This is a genomic window from Nostoc sp. ATCC 53789, from assembly GCF_009873495.1.
Classification (GTDB): Bacteria; Cyanobacteriota; Cyanobacteriia; order Cyanobacteriales; family Nostocaceae; genus Nostoc; species Nostoc muscorum_A.
The window spans coordinates 281,825-295,999 of sequence record NZ_CP046705.1 but is presented as its reverse complement, the minus strand read 5'-3'; the positions used below and the strand labels follow the sequence as shown (position 1 = coordinate 295,999).

The 14,175-nt window shown below is 41.0% G+C and carries 24 protein-coding genes; 20 read left to right on the top strand and 4 right to left on the bottom strand.

Features of this window, described 5'->3' with window-relative positions:
* Positions 1-27: 27 nt before the first annotated feature.
* Entirely contained in the window at positions 28-183 is a 156-nt protein-coding gene (locus GJB62_RS33235; RefSeq protein WP_220186626.1) for a hypothetical protein, read from the top strand.
* A gap of 52 nt (positions 184-235) precedes the next feature.
* Here the strand turns inward: GJB62_RS33235 and GJB62_RS33230 are convergent, their stop codons facing one another.
* Positions 236-547 carry a DUF5674 family protein gene (locus GJB62_RS33230; protein ID WP_114080740.1) on the bottom strand — a complete coding sequence of 104 codons (312 nt, stop codon included), beginning with the start codon at positions 545-547 and terminating at the stop codon, positions 236-238.
* A 38-nt stretch (positions 548-585) separates the two neighbouring features.
* On the opposite strand from GJB62_RS33230, the gene GJB62_RS33225 reads away from it, so the two are divergent.
* The 3 genes from GJB62_RS33225 (at position 586) to GJB62_RS33215 (ending at position 1,433) form a co-directional block, all read left to right on the top strand.
* Positions 586-804, top strand: coding sequence for a hypothetical protein (locus GJB62_RS33225; protein ID WP_114080741.1), 219 nt, complete (start codon positions 586-588; stop codon positions 802-804).
* Between the two features lie 33 nt (positions 805-837).
* Positions 838-1,014, top strand: coding sequence for a hypothetical protein (locus tag GJB62_RS33220; protein ID WP_159402657.1), 177 nt, complete (start codon positions 838-840; stop codon positions 1,012-1,014).
* Positions 1,015-1,115: 101 nt separating this feature from the next.
* Positions 1,116-1,433 carry a hypothetical protein gene (locus GJB62_RS33215; RefSeq protein ID WP_114080742.1) on the top strand — a complete coding sequence of 106 codons (318 nt, stop codon included), beginning with the start codon at positions 1,116-1,118 and terminating at the stop codon, positions 1,431-1,433.
* A gap of 665 nt (positions 1,434-2,098) precedes the next feature.
* On the opposite strand, the gene GJB62_RS33210 is transcribed toward GJB62_RS33215, so the two are convergent.
* Positions 2,099-3,553: a hypothetical protein gene (locus GJB62_RS33210; protein WP_114080744.1), complete on the bottom strand. Its 1,455-nt coding sequence runs from the start codon at positions 3,551-3,553 to the stop codon at positions 2,099-2,101.
* A 534-nt stretch (positions 3,554-4,087) separates the two neighbouring features.
* Positions 4,088-4,540 carry a hypothetical protein gene (locus GJB62_RS33205; protein WP_147262450.1) on the bottom strand — a complete coding sequence of 151 codons (453 nt, stop codon included), beginning with the start codon at positions 4,538-4,540 and terminating at the stop codon, positions 4,088-4,090.
* 37 nt (positions 4,541-4,577) lie between these two features.
* Here GJB62_RS33205 and GJB62_RS33200 point away from each other — a divergent pair, with 37 nt between their 5' ends.
* Together GJB62_RS33200 and GJB62_RS33195 are read left to right on the top strand one after the other, a co-directional pair.
* Entirely contained in the window at positions 4,578-4,781 is a 204-nt protein-coding gene (locus tag GJB62_RS33200; RefSeq protein ID WP_114080746.1) for a four helix bundle protein, read from the top strand.
* Between the two features lie 181 nt (positions 4,782-4,962).
* Positions 4,963-5,256, top strand: coding sequence for a four helix bundle protein (locus GJB62_RS33195; RefSeq protein ID WP_114080747.1), 294 nt, complete (start codon positions 4,963-4,965; stop codon positions 5,254-5,256).
* Positions 5,257-5,303: 47 nt separating this feature from the next.
* On the opposite strand, the gene GJB62_RS33190 is transcribed toward GJB62_RS33195, so the two are convergent.
* Positions 5,304-5,510 (bottom strand): hypothetical protein, encoded by a 207-nt coding sequence (locus tag GJB62_RS33190; protein ID WP_100903730.1) that lies wholly within the window; start codon positions 5,508-5,510, stop codon positions 5,304-5,306.
* 131 nt (positions 5,511-5,641) lie between these two features.
* On the opposite strand from GJB62_RS33190, the gene GJB62_RS33185 reads away from it, so the two are divergent.
* From GJB62_RS33185 to GJB62_RS33120, 14 genes are all read left to right on the top strand, one after another.
* On the top strand, positions 5,642-5,860 hold the full coding sequence (locus tag GJB62_RS33185; protein WP_114080748.1) for a hypothetical protein: 219 nt from the start codon (positions 5,642-5,644) through the stop codon (positions 5,858-5,860).
* 63 nt (positions 5,861-5,923) lie between these two features.
* On the top strand, positions 5,924-6,652 hold the full coding sequence (locus tag GJB62_RS33180; protein WP_114081802.1) for a hypothetical protein: 729 nt from the start codon (positions 5,924-5,926) through the stop codon (positions 6,650-6,652).
* Positions 6,653-6,985, top strand: a complete 333-nt coding sequence (locus tag GJB62_RS33175) for a hypothetical protein (RefSeq protein ID WP_181852811.1) — start codon at positions 6,653-6,655, stop codon at positions 6,983-6,985. It begins immediately after the preceding gene.
* Between the two features lie 65 nt (positions 6,986-7,050).
* Positions 7,051-7,371: a hypothetical protein gene (locus GJB62_RS33170; RefSeq protein WP_114081119.1), complete on the top strand. Its 321-nt coding sequence runs from the start codon at positions 7,051-7,053 to the stop codon at positions 7,369-7,371.
* 15 nt (positions 7,372-7,386) lie between these two features.
* Complete coding sequence (locus GJB62_RS33165; protein WP_114081120.1) at positions 7,387-7,827, top strand: hypothetical protein; 441 nt, start codon at positions 7,387-7,389, stop codon at positions 7,825-7,827.
* Positions 7,828-7,830: 3 nt separating this feature from the next.
* Complete coding sequence (locus GJB62_RS33160; protein ID WP_114081121.1) at positions 7,831-8,121, top strand: hypothetical protein; 291 nt, start codon at positions 7,831-7,833, stop codon at positions 8,119-8,121.
* A gap of 2 nt (positions 8,122-8,123) precedes the next feature.
* Positions 8,124-9,665 carry a hypothetical protein gene (locus tag GJB62_RS33155; RefSeq protein ID WP_114081122.1) on the top strand — a complete coding sequence of 514 codons (1,542 nt, stop codon included), beginning with the start codon at positions 8,124-8,126 and terminating at the stop codon, positions 9,663-9,665.
* A 350-nt stretch (positions 9,666-10,015) separates the two neighbouring features.
* Positions 10,016-10,666 carry an LAGLIDADG family homing endonuclease gene (locus tag GJB62_RS33150; RefSeq protein WP_114081123.1) on the top strand — a complete coding sequence of 217 codons (651 nt, stop codon included), beginning with the start codon at positions 10,016-10,018 and terminating at the stop codon, positions 10,664-10,666.
* Positions 10,667-10,716: 50 nt separating this feature from the next.
* Positions 10,717-11,217 (top strand): helix-turn-helix domain-containing protein, encoded by a 501-nt coding sequence (locus GJB62_RS33145; protein ID WP_114081708.1) that lies wholly within the window; start codon positions 10,717-10,719, stop codon positions 11,215-11,217.
* Between the two features lie 65 nt (positions 11,218-11,282).
* Positions 11,283-11,777 (top strand): IS630 family transposase, encoded by a 495-nt coding sequence (locus GJB62_RS33140; protein ID WP_245246029.1) that lies wholly within the window; start codon positions 11,283-11,285, stop codon positions 11,775-11,777.
* Between the two features lie 579 nt (positions 11,778-12,356).
* The gene (locus GJB62_RS33135; protein ID WP_114080810.1) at positions 12,357-12,662 is read left to right on the top strand and encodes a hypothetical protein; all 306 of its coding nucleotides are present in this window, start codon (positions 12,357-12,359) and stop codon (positions 12,660-12,662) included.
* A gap of 263 nt (positions 12,663-12,925) precedes the next feature.
* Positions 12,926-13,603 carry a hypothetical protein gene (locus GJB62_RS33130; protein ID WP_114080811.1) on the top strand — a complete coding sequence of 226 codons (678 nt, stop codon included), beginning with the start codon at positions 12,926-12,928 and terminating at the stop codon, positions 13,601-13,603.
* Between the two features lie 186 nt (positions 13,604-13,789).
* Complete coding sequence (locus tag GJB62_RS33125) at positions 13,790-13,948, top strand: BRO family protein (RefSeq protein WP_220186629.1); 159 nt, start codon at positions 13,790-13,792, stop codon at positions 13,946-13,948.
* A gap of 27 nt (positions 13,949-13,975) precedes the next feature.
* Positions 13,976-14,155, top strand: a complete 180-nt coding sequence (locus GJB62_RS33120) for a hypothetical protein (RefSeq protein WP_114080813.1) — start codon at positions 13,976-13,978, stop codon at positions 14,153-14,155.
* The last annotated feature ends 20 nt before the right edge of the window (positions 14,156-14,175 follow it).

Sequence of the window (14,175 nt, the reverse complement as noted above, 5' to 3'; positions counted from 1 at the left end):
AGTATACTAATATATAAGATTGCATCAATGCAATTTCAGAAGAATAATCAAGTTGGAGCTAAAAAAACTTTTAAGGATGAATTGCATGATAAATCAATATATTTTAAAGATCGCTTAGGACAAAAAGAAAAACTTAAAGCCGTATCTAACTGGCAAGAACGGCAAGCGAGAATTTGTTTATGAACTGATTCCAGAAGTAGATAAACAGTAAAATATGGGTAGTTTTGTCCATAAATTAAGTTACAGTTTCAACCCTTTCTCTAATATTAGGGTCTAAAATCTCCATTGACCTATTTTGCCGGGGACGAAGATTAACCATTGATTCAAAAATCATTTTCCCAGTCAAAGGCATAAAACTGGCAGCCCAAATATCTTGTTGTCTACTACCGTCTTTCAATAGCTCTTTTTCGCAATCAGCGTGCAGATCGCCACCACCAACCAACACAAGACGTTCAATATCGACTGCTGTTTTGATGTAGAACTTGTGTTCAGTAAGCATTTGTTCTATTTGTTGAGCAGTGGCGCGATTACGTAATAGCAAAATCATTCAAATCATAACCTCTATCAGGGAAAGGCATTCTAATTATGGAACGCAATCAAGCACAAGTAATTGTTGTAAGTCTGAGTAGCACATTAGCGTCCATATCTATCGGATATTTAGGAGTGCAATTTTTTGGCAAGAATGCAATGTACATGATTGCGACAGGAATGTTGGGGCTGGGGACTGGAGGAGCTATCGGTCAGGTTTTGGTGGAGAAAAGACAGCAGCGAGTAGTAGTCTGCCAACCCAAAGATGCTGGGTGAGGGCTGGGAAAAGGGTAAGGGATTTAAAACCGAATGGCACTAAGAAAAGCTGAAACCTCGTCAGGGCATGGTGTGGGAGGTGTGGGAGGTGTGGGAGGTGTGGGAGGCGTGGGAGGATGGGGAAGAAGTCTTACCCCCCACACTCCCCACACTTCCCCCACTCCCCACACTCAAAAAGCAAGTTATATCAGGGCTTTGCGATTAACTTAGTGCCATTCGATTTAAAACCTTTCCCTTTCCCTTTACCCCGCCAAGTGAACTTGGCGAACTAGTAGTACAAGTACAGTCAAAACAAAGATAGGAGCAATCGTATGGAAACTTCAAAAGTTGTGACTATTCCCAATTATTGGACATCACCCAAATATTCGTTAGGACAACGTATCAAACAAGGAATTATCGTTGGCATTCAATATCGATTGCCTAACAATTTATTTTCTGAATCCAGGGATGGGTCATGGCAGTACACAGTAAAAGTTAGCAGCAATAGTAAAGATAAAGAAGTAGAGGATTTGCAAGAACATGAAGTACAACCACTTCCTACACAAGAATTACACAGGCTGCTCACAGGAGAAATCGAAGCTTACCAACGAAAGATAAAAGTGTTGATGCAAGAGTTAGCTGAAATATAAATAAGGCAGAAAATAGGGGTTTTTCTAATTCATCGTCAACCCTTCCGCTTTGAGTTGTGACACCTCAATACCTTACCAGGAATACATTACAGAGCTTTTTAACTCATCTTTTTTAGCCTTCAAAATGATTTGCGGAACGGAAAGCGGAAGGGTAGCACTTTTAAATGGCTGAAACCCTTACTAAATAAGCTTTATTTTTTTAGAGGCTGTGACACTAGAAACAACTGGGTTGTACGAAAAGCGGAAGGGTGTCACAACGCAACAATCAGGGTTTGAAGCATTTTAACTGTGACACGGAAGGGTTGGTTTGTGACATCCAAACATAGAGGACAAAAAAAGAGAGGCGATTGCCTCTTACCTAATAATTTCACTTAAGGGCGAACTAGTACTTTTTTTAAACTAACTTTGGGGTTTAAGTAAAGAGCTGCAAATGATTCTAGTAAAACTATCAAATTAGTTTTGTTAATAATCAAAAATTGGCACATACAAATATTGATTATTAACAAAACTTGATATTTGATTTTTTCAACAGTTTTACACTTCTGACTAGCCAAACTGTGGATTTGTTAAGTTCAACTGAAGAACCAAGAATTTGTAATAATGGCTCTCAAGAGATTCTTTACACCAAGTGTTTCAAGCATTTCGCTTATATAAATGCCATTTACCTATACCCCGTTGGTCAAAGTACTGTAGTAGAAAGAGCTATCTGCAAAGATAAATTGCTCAAAGCCAGTGGTAGATAAGCTAATGGGGTTTTGATTGTTGTTGAAAGTGATGTTGGCACTTTTAAGAGTATTGCCCGAAGTAACACCAGATACTAGTAGTTCGGAGCGATTGAAAGCTCTTAGATCGAGGATGTCAAAACCTTCCCCGCCATCAACAGTTGCAACGCCAAACCCTTTGAAGTAATCATCCCCACTCCCCAAATCAAAGTTGATGCCGCCACCGATAGAGACTTTTTGTTGAACTCCATTTAGGATGCTAGTGGCAATAACTTGATCATTGCCATCGCCAGTCTTGATGATTCCTTCTCCATAAATACCGTAACCATCACTTGTTGCTGTAGCCTGTCCGGTAAGCTTGTCAGAACCCTTGCCTGTATCAATGACTCCATCGTTGAAGATGCCATAGGTGGTGGCGTTTGCTCCTGAACTGTTCCCATTACCCGTAATCGTGTCCTTGCCCGTCCCTGTAGTGATGATGGCATCTTTAACGTTAAAGATGCCGATCCCAGCACCGCCGTTGTTACCATAGCCGCCATAGCCCCCATTACCCGTGCCAGTAATCGCGTCGTTTCCATCCCCTGTATTCAGTTTGCCAGTGTTAGCGATGCCTGTTCCAGTACCGCCGTCACCCTCAAAGCCACCCTTGGGGCTGTTACCCCCATTACCCGTGCCAGTAATCGCGTCGTTTCCGTCCCCTGTATTCAGTTTGCCATTGTTAGCGATGCCTGTGCCAGTACCGCCCTTCCCGTTGGTGCCAACGAGGGGAATGTTTTTGTCGCTGTCTCTGTCGCCGCCATAGCCACCGTTGCCACCAATACCAGTGCCAGTGATCGCGTCGTTTCCGTTTCCTGTATTCAATTCGCCATTGTTGGCAATCCCAGTTCCAGTACTGCCGTTGCCGCCATCGCCGCCAGCACCGCCGGAGCCGTAATCAGTATTGAAAACATGGCCGCCGATGCCGCCATTGCCGCCCTTCCCTGTGCCAGTGAGCGCGTCGTTTCCGTTTCCTGTATTCAGTTTGCCCTTGTTAGCAATCCCAGTTCCAGTACCGCCGTCGCCGCCCTTGCCACCGTTACCGATATCGCCGACGACATCGCGGCCGCTGCCGCCGATGCCGCCATTACCAGTACCAGCGATCGCGTCTTCTTGGCAACCTGTATCTAGACTGCCATCGTTAACGATACCTGTGCCATTGCTGCCCTCTAAGCCATACTGATTCTTACCGTTGCCGCCAGTACCAATACCAGTCAGCCTGTCTTTTCCTGAAAGTGTACGGATGTAACCTCCAGTTAAAATACCGATACCAATTGCTGGAGAGGCATTCAGTTCTTCCCCAACTAGAGCGTCGTCACCGAGGGTACCGATGAAATTTGATGGAATACTAAGTCTAGCCATAAAGCAAATTCTCTCAATTAGTTTAGTATGGGTGGTTTGCTCATTTAGTTGAGCAGTTGCTCAAAAAATCTCGAAATTGTTTTTCCAAAAGCTATTGAGTGATTGAGTTTATTCTTGTATAAGTCACTTCATCTCAGTAAACTTCCAACCGATTAATTAGGTTCTATAGCACTAAATTCACATTCTATAGGTACCATTCTTGGAAGATTAAAAAAGAATTAGGCTTCTTTTGCTCCTCAAATTCACCATTAATTACTATTACTTAATCAGTCTTGCTTCTAAGAATTATCACTATTTAACAAAAGTTCATAAAGTTCGGCTAATTTTTTCATCAATGTACACCCAGAGCCTATATAAATTTTCAATATGGCGGGAAATTCAAAATAGAATCCTGGTTTTTTAGGAGCAGCCACTTCTCTAATTAACGAGAGAAAGGATGCATATTAATAGGTAAAGGTTAAAATTCCCTTCTCCTGATTACCATGCACCCATTTGCTCAGTCTAAAGTCGCCAATGTAAAAGGTTGGCTGATTATTAAGCTGTAGCCCATCGAATCCATTGCTCAACTTCTGGGCGAGTTAACTGTTTACCCACGCCAAAAGTGACTTGCTGTTTTTGTGCCCAACGGTAGAGAGTTCGTAAGCCGACTTGTCTTCCAGTAACTCTCAAAATGATTTCTGGTAAGTCTGCTCCTTTGGCGTTAGTGAAACGAGCGTCATAAATGGCTTCAGCAAGATGTAATTCTGAAGAAGGGTTTTCTTTAAGTTTGAACTTAATCTGAAGTAAAGTAAATTTTTGACAAGGCTTGAGTTTTTTCATGTAAGCCAAAGTCAAAAGGTGAAGTGCTTTTTCGGTTTCAACAGTACGCGAATACTGGGGAACTTGGCACAGTCGAAGCCATTTGCGCCAAGTGCGATCTGTAATTGAACAGCAATAAACTTTTTCGCAAGACAGCTTTAACCAGTCCAAAGGATATTTTTTCTCCATACTTATAAAATAAGGGTAAAGGGTAAGGGGGAAAGGAATGGAAAAGAAGAAAATTGAGACTTTTGAAGATTTGAGAGTATGGCAGAAAGAAATTGAATTAGTTAAACAAATATATTTGTTAACTAAAGATGGAGAACTGAGTAGAGATTTTGGTTTAAGAGATCAATTACAAAGAAGGGGGAAAGGGAAATGGGTAAGGGAGAAAGGAAGCTTTGCAAAGTTCTTTCTCTATACGGTATAGAGCAAGTAAGCTAATCGGCATTTAAGTTGCATGAAGGTAGGGCTGAAGCCTTTACTACAAGCAAATCATTCTGGAAAAATGAATGACGATTAGCTTATTTTAAAATAGTCAAACAAAAAGGAATATTTTTGAGGTAGCCAGTACGATAACTTAGTAGCAGGTAAATACTTGAAACACCTGTTTGTTTCCCTTTCCCCTTTTTCCCTTCCCCTTTTCCCCTGATTTATTACGGCGTGCTTCAGTATCAGTTCCAAGAAATATTGCAGAAGGATTTGAAAGAGCTTCTCGAAGAGAATACGTAAACTTTCTCAATATTGCTAAAGGTTCCGCAGGAGAAATTCGTAGTCTTTTAAGAGTCGCATTAGAAGTTGGCTATTTAGAACAACCAACTTATACCCAACTTTACAACCAAGCTGTAGAGTTAAGCCGTATGCTATCAAATCAAATCCAAGCCATAAATCAATCTCTCCAATAATCACCCTTCCCCTTTCCCCTTTCCCCCTTCCCCTCTTCGCAGCCCTCCTATTCTTTAGCAGCAGCCCTCCTGTATAAAGAAGCGAAAGCTGGAGACTCTTGCTCACGTTCTAGTATTTGTCGCAATAAGGTGGCCATGGGAATTTCTTTCCAGTCAGAAACTTCTTTGTACTGGTCATAAGCTTTTTTACAAAGAGTAATGGTGATTTGGTAACGGTCGGTCATGTCTGTAGCTTGTTTTTCAAGTGGATTCATCACATTATCATCCCAAATTCATTGCATCTGTGAAACAAGTTCTGATAATTATAGGTTAATATCATCGTAATTGCACTGCAATAGTGATGAGATTAGACTAGATTTGATTGTATAAATCTCAAAGAGGTCACATGGACAAAATTCAACAACTTTTACAGCCTCATAACATTGAAGTAAGTCTTGAGGAAATTGCTAAACTCTGTGTTGAAGTTGGTGCAGACATCGAGCAACTGAGTGATTCTGACGCACAGACAATCGCACAACACATTCTTGAGCTTAGGCTTGCGTCCGGGAAACTGGCTATCAATGGCAAGTCCAAAAATGGCAACGGTAAGTTAGGAATCATGTAAAAATAACTTGAACAATTGGCCGAATAGTTAGAGTATCAGAATGTAAAGGAATTAAAGCCTTATATGTCTGATAACCAGGTAGTCGAAAGCATTCAAGACAAGTATGATTCGTTATTGCCTTACTTGAACGAGAAAACACGGCGTATTTGGGCAGCAATCGAAGCCCGAAGCCTGGGACGGGGAGGTGTCAGTCAAGTTGCGATTGCAACTGGGCTATCGCGTACTACAATTTATGCGGGAATGCGTTTGCTGTCAGAACTTGATGGGGTGAAAACGGAGGACGACAGTACTCGAATCCGTACTAATGGAGGTGGACGAAAACTACTAGAAGAACAAGACGCAATGCTGCTATCAGATTTGGAATCACTAATTGAACCAATGACGTTGGGAGACCCAGAGTCTCCTCTAAAATGGACTTCTAAAAGTGTGGTGAAATTAGCAAGTGCTCTAAATCGTGGGGGACATAGAATTAGTGCTAAAAGTGTTGGCAAAAATATTCATGTGTGTCATTTTCCTCCCGGCACAAGTAAATGGAACAAAATTGAGCATCGTTTATTTTGCCACATTACGACTAACTGGCGAGGTAAACCTTTAACTAGTTTGCAAGTAGTGATTAATCTCATTCGTAATACTACCACTACACATGGATTAGAAGTTGAAGCTCGGTTAGATGAAAATTTCTATCAGACAGGAATTAAAGTCACAGTTCAAGAACTTGATACCATTGCCATTGAGCGAAACTCTTTTCATGGTGAGTGGAACTATATTATCAAACCCCAAATTTCTGCCTAATTGTTCAAGTTATTTTTACATGATGCCTTAGGTAAAAACTCACCCCGCCGTAAATCCACTCCTCCATTACAAGGAGCGATCACTCATGCATCCCAGGTTTCAAACCAAGAAATTCAATCCTTGGAGGATGTTCTCAACGTCGGGATTGATGCTTACACAACTGATAAAGCTGACCAGTTGTTATCGACGATTCGCAATGCCCCCAAGGACGTGGTGAGTAAGTTTGTCTCTAAAGCGATGGAGGAGGAAGCTGACGTAGATTCCTTTCGTGCAATCGGTGACGAACTCGTTGCGGGTATTTTCGGCATTAGCCCAACAAATGCAGCCGAATAAATTCATTGGATTAGCAGCAGTACTGAATCTGCTGCTATTAACCCTCGTTTTGGGCGTGGCAATATATGGAGCAACAAGACCAAACCCATCGCAAAGCATTAAATATTCACCTGAAGAAGGACGGGGAATTGAATCTGTCAGGGCTGACACTAGAAAACCTGACAACAGAAGAATTCCTGGTAGTCCAGCAAATTATTGATGAGTCGAGAGTGCGATCGCAGTCCAATAGACAGATTGAGGAATTGATGCAACGGGGAATGATGGCTCAAACTGCGATCGCAGCAATAACAGTATTGATGTTCTCGTTTATGGGGATATATGGCATAACCCGATATATCGGTTCACAAGTTCAACAAGTTCAGCAGACTTATACCAATTTTAAGTAGTGGGGGGAGAGAGGAATGTTAGGAAAATGGCTTCCTGGTTTGTTTGGTAGTAAAGGTGATGGAGTAGTATCAACGGATTTAAGAGTTGGGGATGCTACCCAAATTGAGGGTAATTTACCTTCATCAATCCGCGATCGCTACACATTGCCAGCTTACACTACAGCACAGCAGGTTCTGGATGAGGCAGAAGTGGCTGGCAATTTGAAAGCACAGAAGTGGCTACATACAAAGTTCTCCCGGCACAAGCTCAAACAGTTGCAATCTCTGGCAGAGATGTATAAAAACCAATTGGCATATTCCCAAGAAGCCATGAAGATTGAGGAAGATTTGCAGCGAACCAGGGGATTACATGGGGAGGCGGTGATCCGTCATGCTTTCGGTTCCCAGGAACAACAACGCCAGTTGGGGGGATATAAGAAAGCATTTGATGAAGTGGGAGATTCATTCCGATTTTAGGTTATGCAAAGTATTAAGCTCTCTCATGTAGGATATGCAGTGTCTGGGGTTGGCTTTTCTATGTTTATGGGTTATTTATCCGTTGCCAGCCCCGTTAGTAAGTACATTCTTTGGTTTATTGGCATAATCTCCATCTGCTGCATAGTTCTGGGGTTATTCAACTTTGGCGGTTTAGTCATTAAAGGTTTTGGCTTCAACCGCAAAACTTTCACCATTGGCTTGATGCCTGGAGTGATATTCCTGTTTGTCTTCTTGACATTAGTTGCAGCTGGTGTTGCGTTGGGGGTGCGATAGCAATGACATTTGAACTAGAACGACTAACTGCCAGTAGCGTCATTCATGCCGAACGGAGTATTTTATGTTCTTTAGGAGCGAGTGCAGTGTTATGTCTGTCTGCTCCTTTTTTCTTAAATACTGACAGAATAACAACCGGGATGCTACTTGGTGCGGGAACAGTGAGTGCTGGCTTATTTGGGGTATCCGCCCAAATCAGCGAAAGTAAGGAAAAAGTTTACCAGTCTTTGCTAGAAGCTGACCTCAAAGCACTTAAACAGCATTTACAAGGTGAGGCTGTTTATGATTATGTCACCACTGCGATCGCAGCTAAACGCAGAGTTGCTGACTATGTAAATCGGCTACCAATGCAAGAGCGCCCCCGGTGGATAGCTGAATATCAGTTGCAAGGGTTGGTTACACTCCCAGAACCACCAGTACAACAATCACCCTCATCAGCTGGTATTCCCAATCCCGATATTGCTGACATTGATGAAGAATTTGTGCAGTCCGTGATTAATCCGGGTGCGATGAAAGTTCTCCAAGCGATCGCAGCTAATTATCCTGAGTACATCAGAATTGATGGTGCTTGGATTGATGAACTGTGTGATGCTGCATCTAATCAAGATATGACTCTTCGCAGTAATCACCATTTTTACCTTTCTGGTGGCACACAATCTGGGAAGTCTACGCTGGCAGGCGTGATTATCAACAAAATTGCTGTCAAGTCTCAAACACCAGCAATTGTCATCGGCAGCGATCCAAAGGATGATGTCACCAGATGGTTGTGCAAGTTCAGCCGTAAGTTTGACGGCATGAAAGAACTAAAAAACTGGATTACCTTTGCCACAGACAAAATTGACAAGCAGAAAGCCAGAGTATCAATTGTTGGTGGTGAATGTCAGGGCGTTCCCGAATTATTTCTTGCTCAAGATGAGGTGGACTCTGTATTTGGTGGTGGCAAGGGACTTCCAGGAATGGTTGATGCTGATACTGCCAAAGATTTGCAGGGTTTTTGGAACTATATCATCAAATTCACTGCGGGGTTAAAGGGTCATGGTCTATTTATGGGCCAGTCCCCGCTCTCTGGGGAAACCGGATTTAGCCGCCCATCTCTGAAAAACGTTTGCTTTATTGCTGTAGGGCAGACATCGAGTTATATCCTTGACCATCCACAAGACTTTGTAAACGTTAAAAAGGAGATTTTAGAAGTCTTGCGGCAGGCTTGCGAAATGTTAGATAAAGCCGGAGTTCGATATGCTCTAGTGATTCCTACTCGGTCTAATCCCTTTGTTGCTCTAATCCCAGAATTTGATATCAAGGGTCTGGAACAAAAACAAGATTCTAAACCGAATGGTGACACTGTTGATAGTTCTAGAAATAATCAGCAATCCTCACAGCAGCAGGTTGACTGGTATCAAGAAATTAGAAAATGGGCAACAGAATTAGGGAGAAGACCGCATTTTCAGGAAATCAAACAGAAGTGGCACGAATTAACGGGGCAAGAGTTAAATGAAAAGGGGGTAACTCTATTACTAGAAAATCTCGGCTACACAGACGATTAAACTGGAATGCTCGATATGGTAATCCTAAAGAGTATAGAAAACAAGTAGCGATCGCTCACCGAAAAACTCATCAACTTTGTTGTAATTGCTTAGTTAGACCTAGCAAAGAATTACACCACATCCGTTATAGCGATGAAAAAGGGTTAATTGCAGGTAGAGAAAAAATTGGGCATGATATTGTACCCGTTTGTTTACAGTGTCATGAGCGAGTTCATAAACAAGATGCTTGGTATAAAGATTCTTTTGACCCAGTTAAGAATAATTGTAACTTTCCGTATTGGGCAGAAAGATTAAGACTGGGCTATCAACTTCTCTACGATGGTGTTGATTTTACTTAAAGGTAAATAAAGATGGAAAAAACAGAGCAAGAGTATGCAAAAATTTATTCTTCTAAAAAGTTTTTACCTTTTGGGTCTGGTAGCCCAAGAACACAATTTAGACAGCGAGAGCGAGTAGGATTAACAAAAAAGACAATAAAGTATTCAGTTAACGAGACTTTTTTCGATATATGGAGCGACGATTTAGCTTGGGTGCTAGGCTTAATTTGGACTGATGGACATCTTAATAAAAATACTGTGTCTATTACTTCTAAAGACAAAAATCTACTTGAAAAAGTAAATTCTATCACTGGTAATGAAAGACCATTACGTATAAGAGTGACAGGTAGAGCATGGGATCTATCGATTTGTAATAGGCAAGTAGTTAAGAGATTAAGAGAGATTGGGCTAATCTCTGGTGTAGAAGGTAAAACTAGAAACATTGAGTTTCCAAATATGCCATTTGTATTTAAGTCTAGTTTTGTCAGAGGATTGATTGATGGTGACGGATGTATTACCAGAAGGGTTCAAGGAAAAAATGTTAAAGGGCTATTTGTTTATATATGTGGTGCATCTAATATTTTTAAAGGTCTTGTGTCTTGGCTTCGAGAACAAAATATAAACCATTCTTTGTATTTTGAGACAGATGAAATGTGGCGAGTCTGTATTTTTATACCAATTTAATATGAAGCTGCATATAATAGAGAAAACAAACTCGATAAATTAAAAGAACCATGAGCCGCCCTTTTGAGATTGAAATCGCAGAGAGCGAAGAAGAACTTAAAAAACGCCTACAAACAGCTAATTTAGGGAACCAGAAAGAAAAACTTATTATGCTGTGGTGGATAAAAAGCGGGCAGGCCAAGGAGCAGCAAGATATTGGAAAACGCTTGGCTAAAGATACATCAACGGTGACAAGATGGTTACAAAAATATAGATCGGGTGGGCTAGATGAATTATTGAAAATAAAAAAAGCTCCGGGAGCAAAACGGAAAATTCCTGAAGGAGCGATCACGGCACTTGAAGAGGAGTTAAAAACAGGAAAAGGCTTTAGTAGCTATGGTGCAATAGTAGAGTGGTTAAAGCAAGAGCAGGGGCTTGATATCGAGTATGCAACGGTTTATGCATTGGTTCGATATCGATTAGGGGCAAAACTAAAAGTACCACGTCCTCAAAGCCATAAGCAGGATGAAAAGTTAGTATCTGAGTTTAAAAAAAACTCGGTATCATTCTGAATTGTCTAGAAAAACATCTAGCACCCGGCAAGTGTGTTCGCTACCTGTGCCAGGATGAAACGAGGGTGGGACTGAAAACTCTTACAGGAAAAGTGATTACTGCCTCTGGAGTTAAGCCTACTGTTGAGGTGAAATGGCCACGGGAAAATTTTTGGATTTATGGTGCAATTGAACCATTGACTGGAGATCATTTTCTTTATGAATATCCAAAACTGAATGGCGAGTGTTTTCAACAGTTTTTGGACTGGCTATCTCAACAATTAGGTGGGGATTACGCTATTTTACAGGTTGACCAAGCACCTGCTCATACAAGTTCAGCAATTCGTTGGCCAGAAAATATTATTCCTCTGTTTCAACCACCTTCAGCCCCTGAACTCAATCCCATTGAAAGGCTTTGGCAGCTCCTCAAGAAACCACTCAAAAATCAGCTTTTCTCTTCTTTACAGAATTTACGCGATCGCATCCAAGAAATATTTAATCAACTTACACTTGAGCAGGTAATATCTATCTCTTCTTATAACTTTATTCTCGAAGCTCTTTTCTATGCAGCTTCATATTAAATTGGTATTAGAGTCAAAGATTTAAAAGTTTTGTATAATTTACTTTACCCTACAGAAAATGTTTCTTGTCTTCAAAGAAAAAGAGATATTTATGATGCATGGATACTCGATCATACTAAATATTCAATAAGTATCGAGAATGATAATCCGCTATGTAAGTATTGCAAAGGGAAAACAAATATTGGCGCTACAAGACAAAACGGGACACAAAAGTTTATCTGTAGACAGTGCAAGCGATGCACTTCTATTAAGCCTGAATCTTTATTAAAAGAGTGGAACTCTCGCCCTGCTTGTCCTCATTGTAAGCATTCAGAGGTTGCTAAAGCTGGGATTCCTCGTGGAGGACAGGATTATAGGTGCAAAAAATGTAATCGTAGATTTCATGTCCCACAACCTTTATAACTGGATAAAAAGCCCTAGTAATCCTGTTTGGGGTAATCGCAATACTGACGAATTTATTACGAGATTGAGGCTGGGATATCAGCTACTTTATGGAGGAATCAAACATTTTTAATTAGTTGAATAGTGTCGTTAATTTTCCTAGAAATTAAGTTTTAAGCTAATCGGAGAAGAATTCTCATGTATAACAGCGAATACGATGATTTAAGTTTTGAAGAGCAATTACATCTGACTGAATCCCTTATCAGACGGCGACACAATCAGCAGATGTTCTTGCGCCGAAATGCCCAACTGTTGCAGAAGGAGTTAAGCTTTGAGGCTGAATTATTAGAAGACAATCCAGAGTTAGCCCAAACTATTCACGCTTTCAATATGCAGGAGATTCAGAGTAATCAGCAAGGGTTACAGAATGTTCTAGGTTCAGAAGAATTAGCTTCAAAAGACCAAAGTGTTTGGAGTAAGTTTTTTCCTGGTTTAGGAGGATGAATGAAAATTTTTGATGTCAGAGATCGCCCCAGTTCATTAGTTAAACAAACAACTCAAGTCGGTATTGGGTTTTAGTCATGCTATTGCTAACTGGTGGCCGCCCATCTGCATTCGTAGTTAATTCAAGCACAAGTTTTAAGTATTGTATTTGTTGCCTATAGTGAAGCACGAAGGCTAGCGAAGGAAAAGAATTAATCTTCAAAACATATCAGCCTCCACTCTGTCAGCTATATTTTACAAAAGAAAGATTACAATTTATTTATATGGATACTGAACAGGATTTCTTATTTTTCAACCCTCGAATTGCTACCAAATATAATCCTTTTTATGAAGGAGAATATCTGGTAATCCAGTCTTATCCCCGTGAGCATAAGTTAATAGTTGAGCATCGCAGTTTTGATTACAAAAATGCCAAAAGTCATTGCGAACTAGAAAATCTAGCTCATGACTATACATCATTTTCTCTTAGGATTTTTCATAATAATAAACTGTGGAATGTTGATTATGAGGGCAAGCCTCAAAGCCTGAGTAAACAGCAAGATTGGAGAATTGCCCAAGAATATCTAGAAGCTCACTACTCGACGCATACTGATGCTGAGATAATTTTATGCCAATGCAGTTACCCCTATTTTTCGTCACTCACTACTCATATTAGCAACAGTGGTGAGTCCATGACTTCGTGGCAATCGCTCACTTGTCTAGTTAGAGACTTGGGGCGAGATATTCAAACCTGCCCCAACTGTAATGCATCCTTAGTTCGAGCAGATGAATCGGAAGATGATAATTTTGATTTTGATTTTGATTTTGATGACCAAGTTAGCCGACCAATAGTTTGCATCGGTTGCGCTAACTATCATGGAGTTGAGTATGGGGACAACGTGCTAGTCTGCGGAATACACCCGAATGGATGGGATAGCGAGAATTGCCCAGATTATGCCTAGTAGTTCGCCAAGTGAACTTGGCGGGGTAAAGGGTAAGGGGGAAGGGGGAAAGGTTTCAAATCCCTTACCCTTTCCCCTTTCCCCAGTCCTCACTTAGCATTTTTGGGTTGGCAGACTACTAGAAGCTGATGAAAAGGGTACTGCCATTGTCAGTACCCAAGGTGGCGAACAGCTAGGGTGTTGACTGTGACAGAACCGGGACTTTACCGCTTGATTTTCAAATCCCATAAACCTGTTGCCAAGCGATTCCAGCGATGGGTATTCCATGAAGTCCTTCCAAGTTTGCGTCGCACTGGCTCCTACACCATACCCAAGATATTAGAATATGGTCATAAAACCTACTAAAGCAAACGCCTTCCAAGGATAAAAATTATGAAATCTATAGACCCAGCAGTAAACAATCCTAAGCTACAGCCAGAAGTGATTGTATTAGACGAATTTGCTGCCATTGAAAAATCTCTTGAAGGGCATCCACAACGCCAAGAGATTTTAAAGAAACTTCAGAAGTATCAATCTCAGCCTTTATGGCAGGAGCAGAATAAGAAAGGTTAGTTAATTTGTAAGAATTCAGC

Excerpts from the sequence above, each read along its gene's own strand:
- GJB62_RS33235 (WP_220186626.1), top strand. The coding sequence starts at position 28 with ATGCAATTTCAGAAGAATAATCAAGTTGGAGCTAAAAAAACTTTTAAG.
- GJB62_RS33230 (WP_114080740.1), bottom strand. The coding sequence starts at position 547 with ATGATTTTGCTATTACGTAATCGCGCCACTGCTCAACAAATAGAACAA.
- GJB62_RS33225 (WP_114080741.1), top strand. The coding sequence starts at position 586 with ATGGAACGCAATCAAGCACAAGTAATTGTTGTAAGTCTGAGTAGCACA.
- GJB62_RS33220 (WP_159402657.1), top strand. The coding sequence starts at position 838 with ATGGCACTAAGAAAAGCTGAAACCTCGTCAGGGCATGGTGTGGGAGGT.
- GJB62_RS33215 (WP_114080742.1), top strand. The coding sequence starts at position 1,116 with ATGGAAACTTCAAAAGTTGTGACTATTCCCAATTATTGGACATCACCC.
- GJB62_RS33210 (WP_114080744.1), bottom strand. The coding sequence starts at position 3,553 with ATGGCTAGACTTAGTATTCCATCAAATTTCATCGGTACCCTCGGTGAC.
- GJB62_RS33205 (WP_147262450.1), bottom strand. The coding sequence starts at position 4,540 with ATGGAGAAAAAATATCCTTTGGACTGGTTAAAGCTGTCTTGCGAAAAA.
- GJB62_RS33200 (WP_114080746.1), top strand. The coding sequence starts at position 4,578 with ATGGAAAAGAAGAAAATTGAGACTTTTGAAGATTTGAGAGTATGGCAG.
- GJB62_RS33190 (WP_100903730.1), bottom strand. The coding sequence starts at position 5,510 with ATGAATCCACTTGAAAAACAAGCTACAGACATGACCGACCGTTACCAA.
- GJB62_RS33185 (WP_114080748.1), top strand. The coding sequence starts at position 5,642 with ATGGACAAAATTCAACAACTTTTACAGCCTCATAACATTGAAGTAAGT.
- GJB62_RS33180 (WP_114081802.1), top strand. The coding sequence starts at position 5,924 with ATGTCTGATAACCAGGTAGTCGAAAGCATTCAAGACAAGTATGATTCG.
- GJB62_RS33170 (WP_114081119.1), top strand. The coding sequence starts at position 7,051 with ATGGAGCAACAAGACCAAACCCATCGCAAAGCATTAAATATTCACCTG.
- GJB62_RS33165 (WP_114081120.1), top strand. The coding sequence starts at position 7,387 with ATGTTAGGAAAATGGCTTCCTGGTTTGTTTGGTAGTAAAGGTGATGGA.
- GJB62_RS33160 (WP_114081121.1), top strand. The coding sequence starts at position 7,831 with ATGCAAAGTATTAAGCTCTCTCATGTAGGATATGCAGTGTCTGGGGTT.
- GJB62_RS33155 (WP_114081122.1), top strand. The coding sequence starts at position 8,124 with ATGACATTTGAACTAGAACGACTAACTGCCAGTAGCGTCATTCATGCC.
- GJB62_RS33150 (WP_114081123.1), top strand. The coding sequence starts at position 10,016 with ATGGAAAAAACAGAGCAAGAGTATGCAAAAATTTATTCTTCTAAAAAG.
- GJB62_RS33145 (WP_114081708.1), top strand. The coding sequence starts at position 10,717 with ATGAGCCGCCCTTTTGAGATTGAAATCGCAGAGAGCGAAGAAGAACTT.
- GJB62_RS33135 (WP_114080810.1), top strand. The coding sequence starts at position 12,357 with ATGTATAACAGCGAATACGATGATTTAAGTTTTGAAGAGCAATTACAT.
- GJB62_RS33130 (WP_114080811.1), top strand. The coding sequence starts at position 12,926 with ATGGATACTGAACAGGATTTCTTATTTTTCAACCCTCGAATTGCTACC.
- GJB62_RS33120 (WP_114080813.1), top strand. The coding sequence starts at position 13,976 with ATGAAATCTATAGACCCAGCAGTAAACAATCCTAAGCTACAGCCAGAA.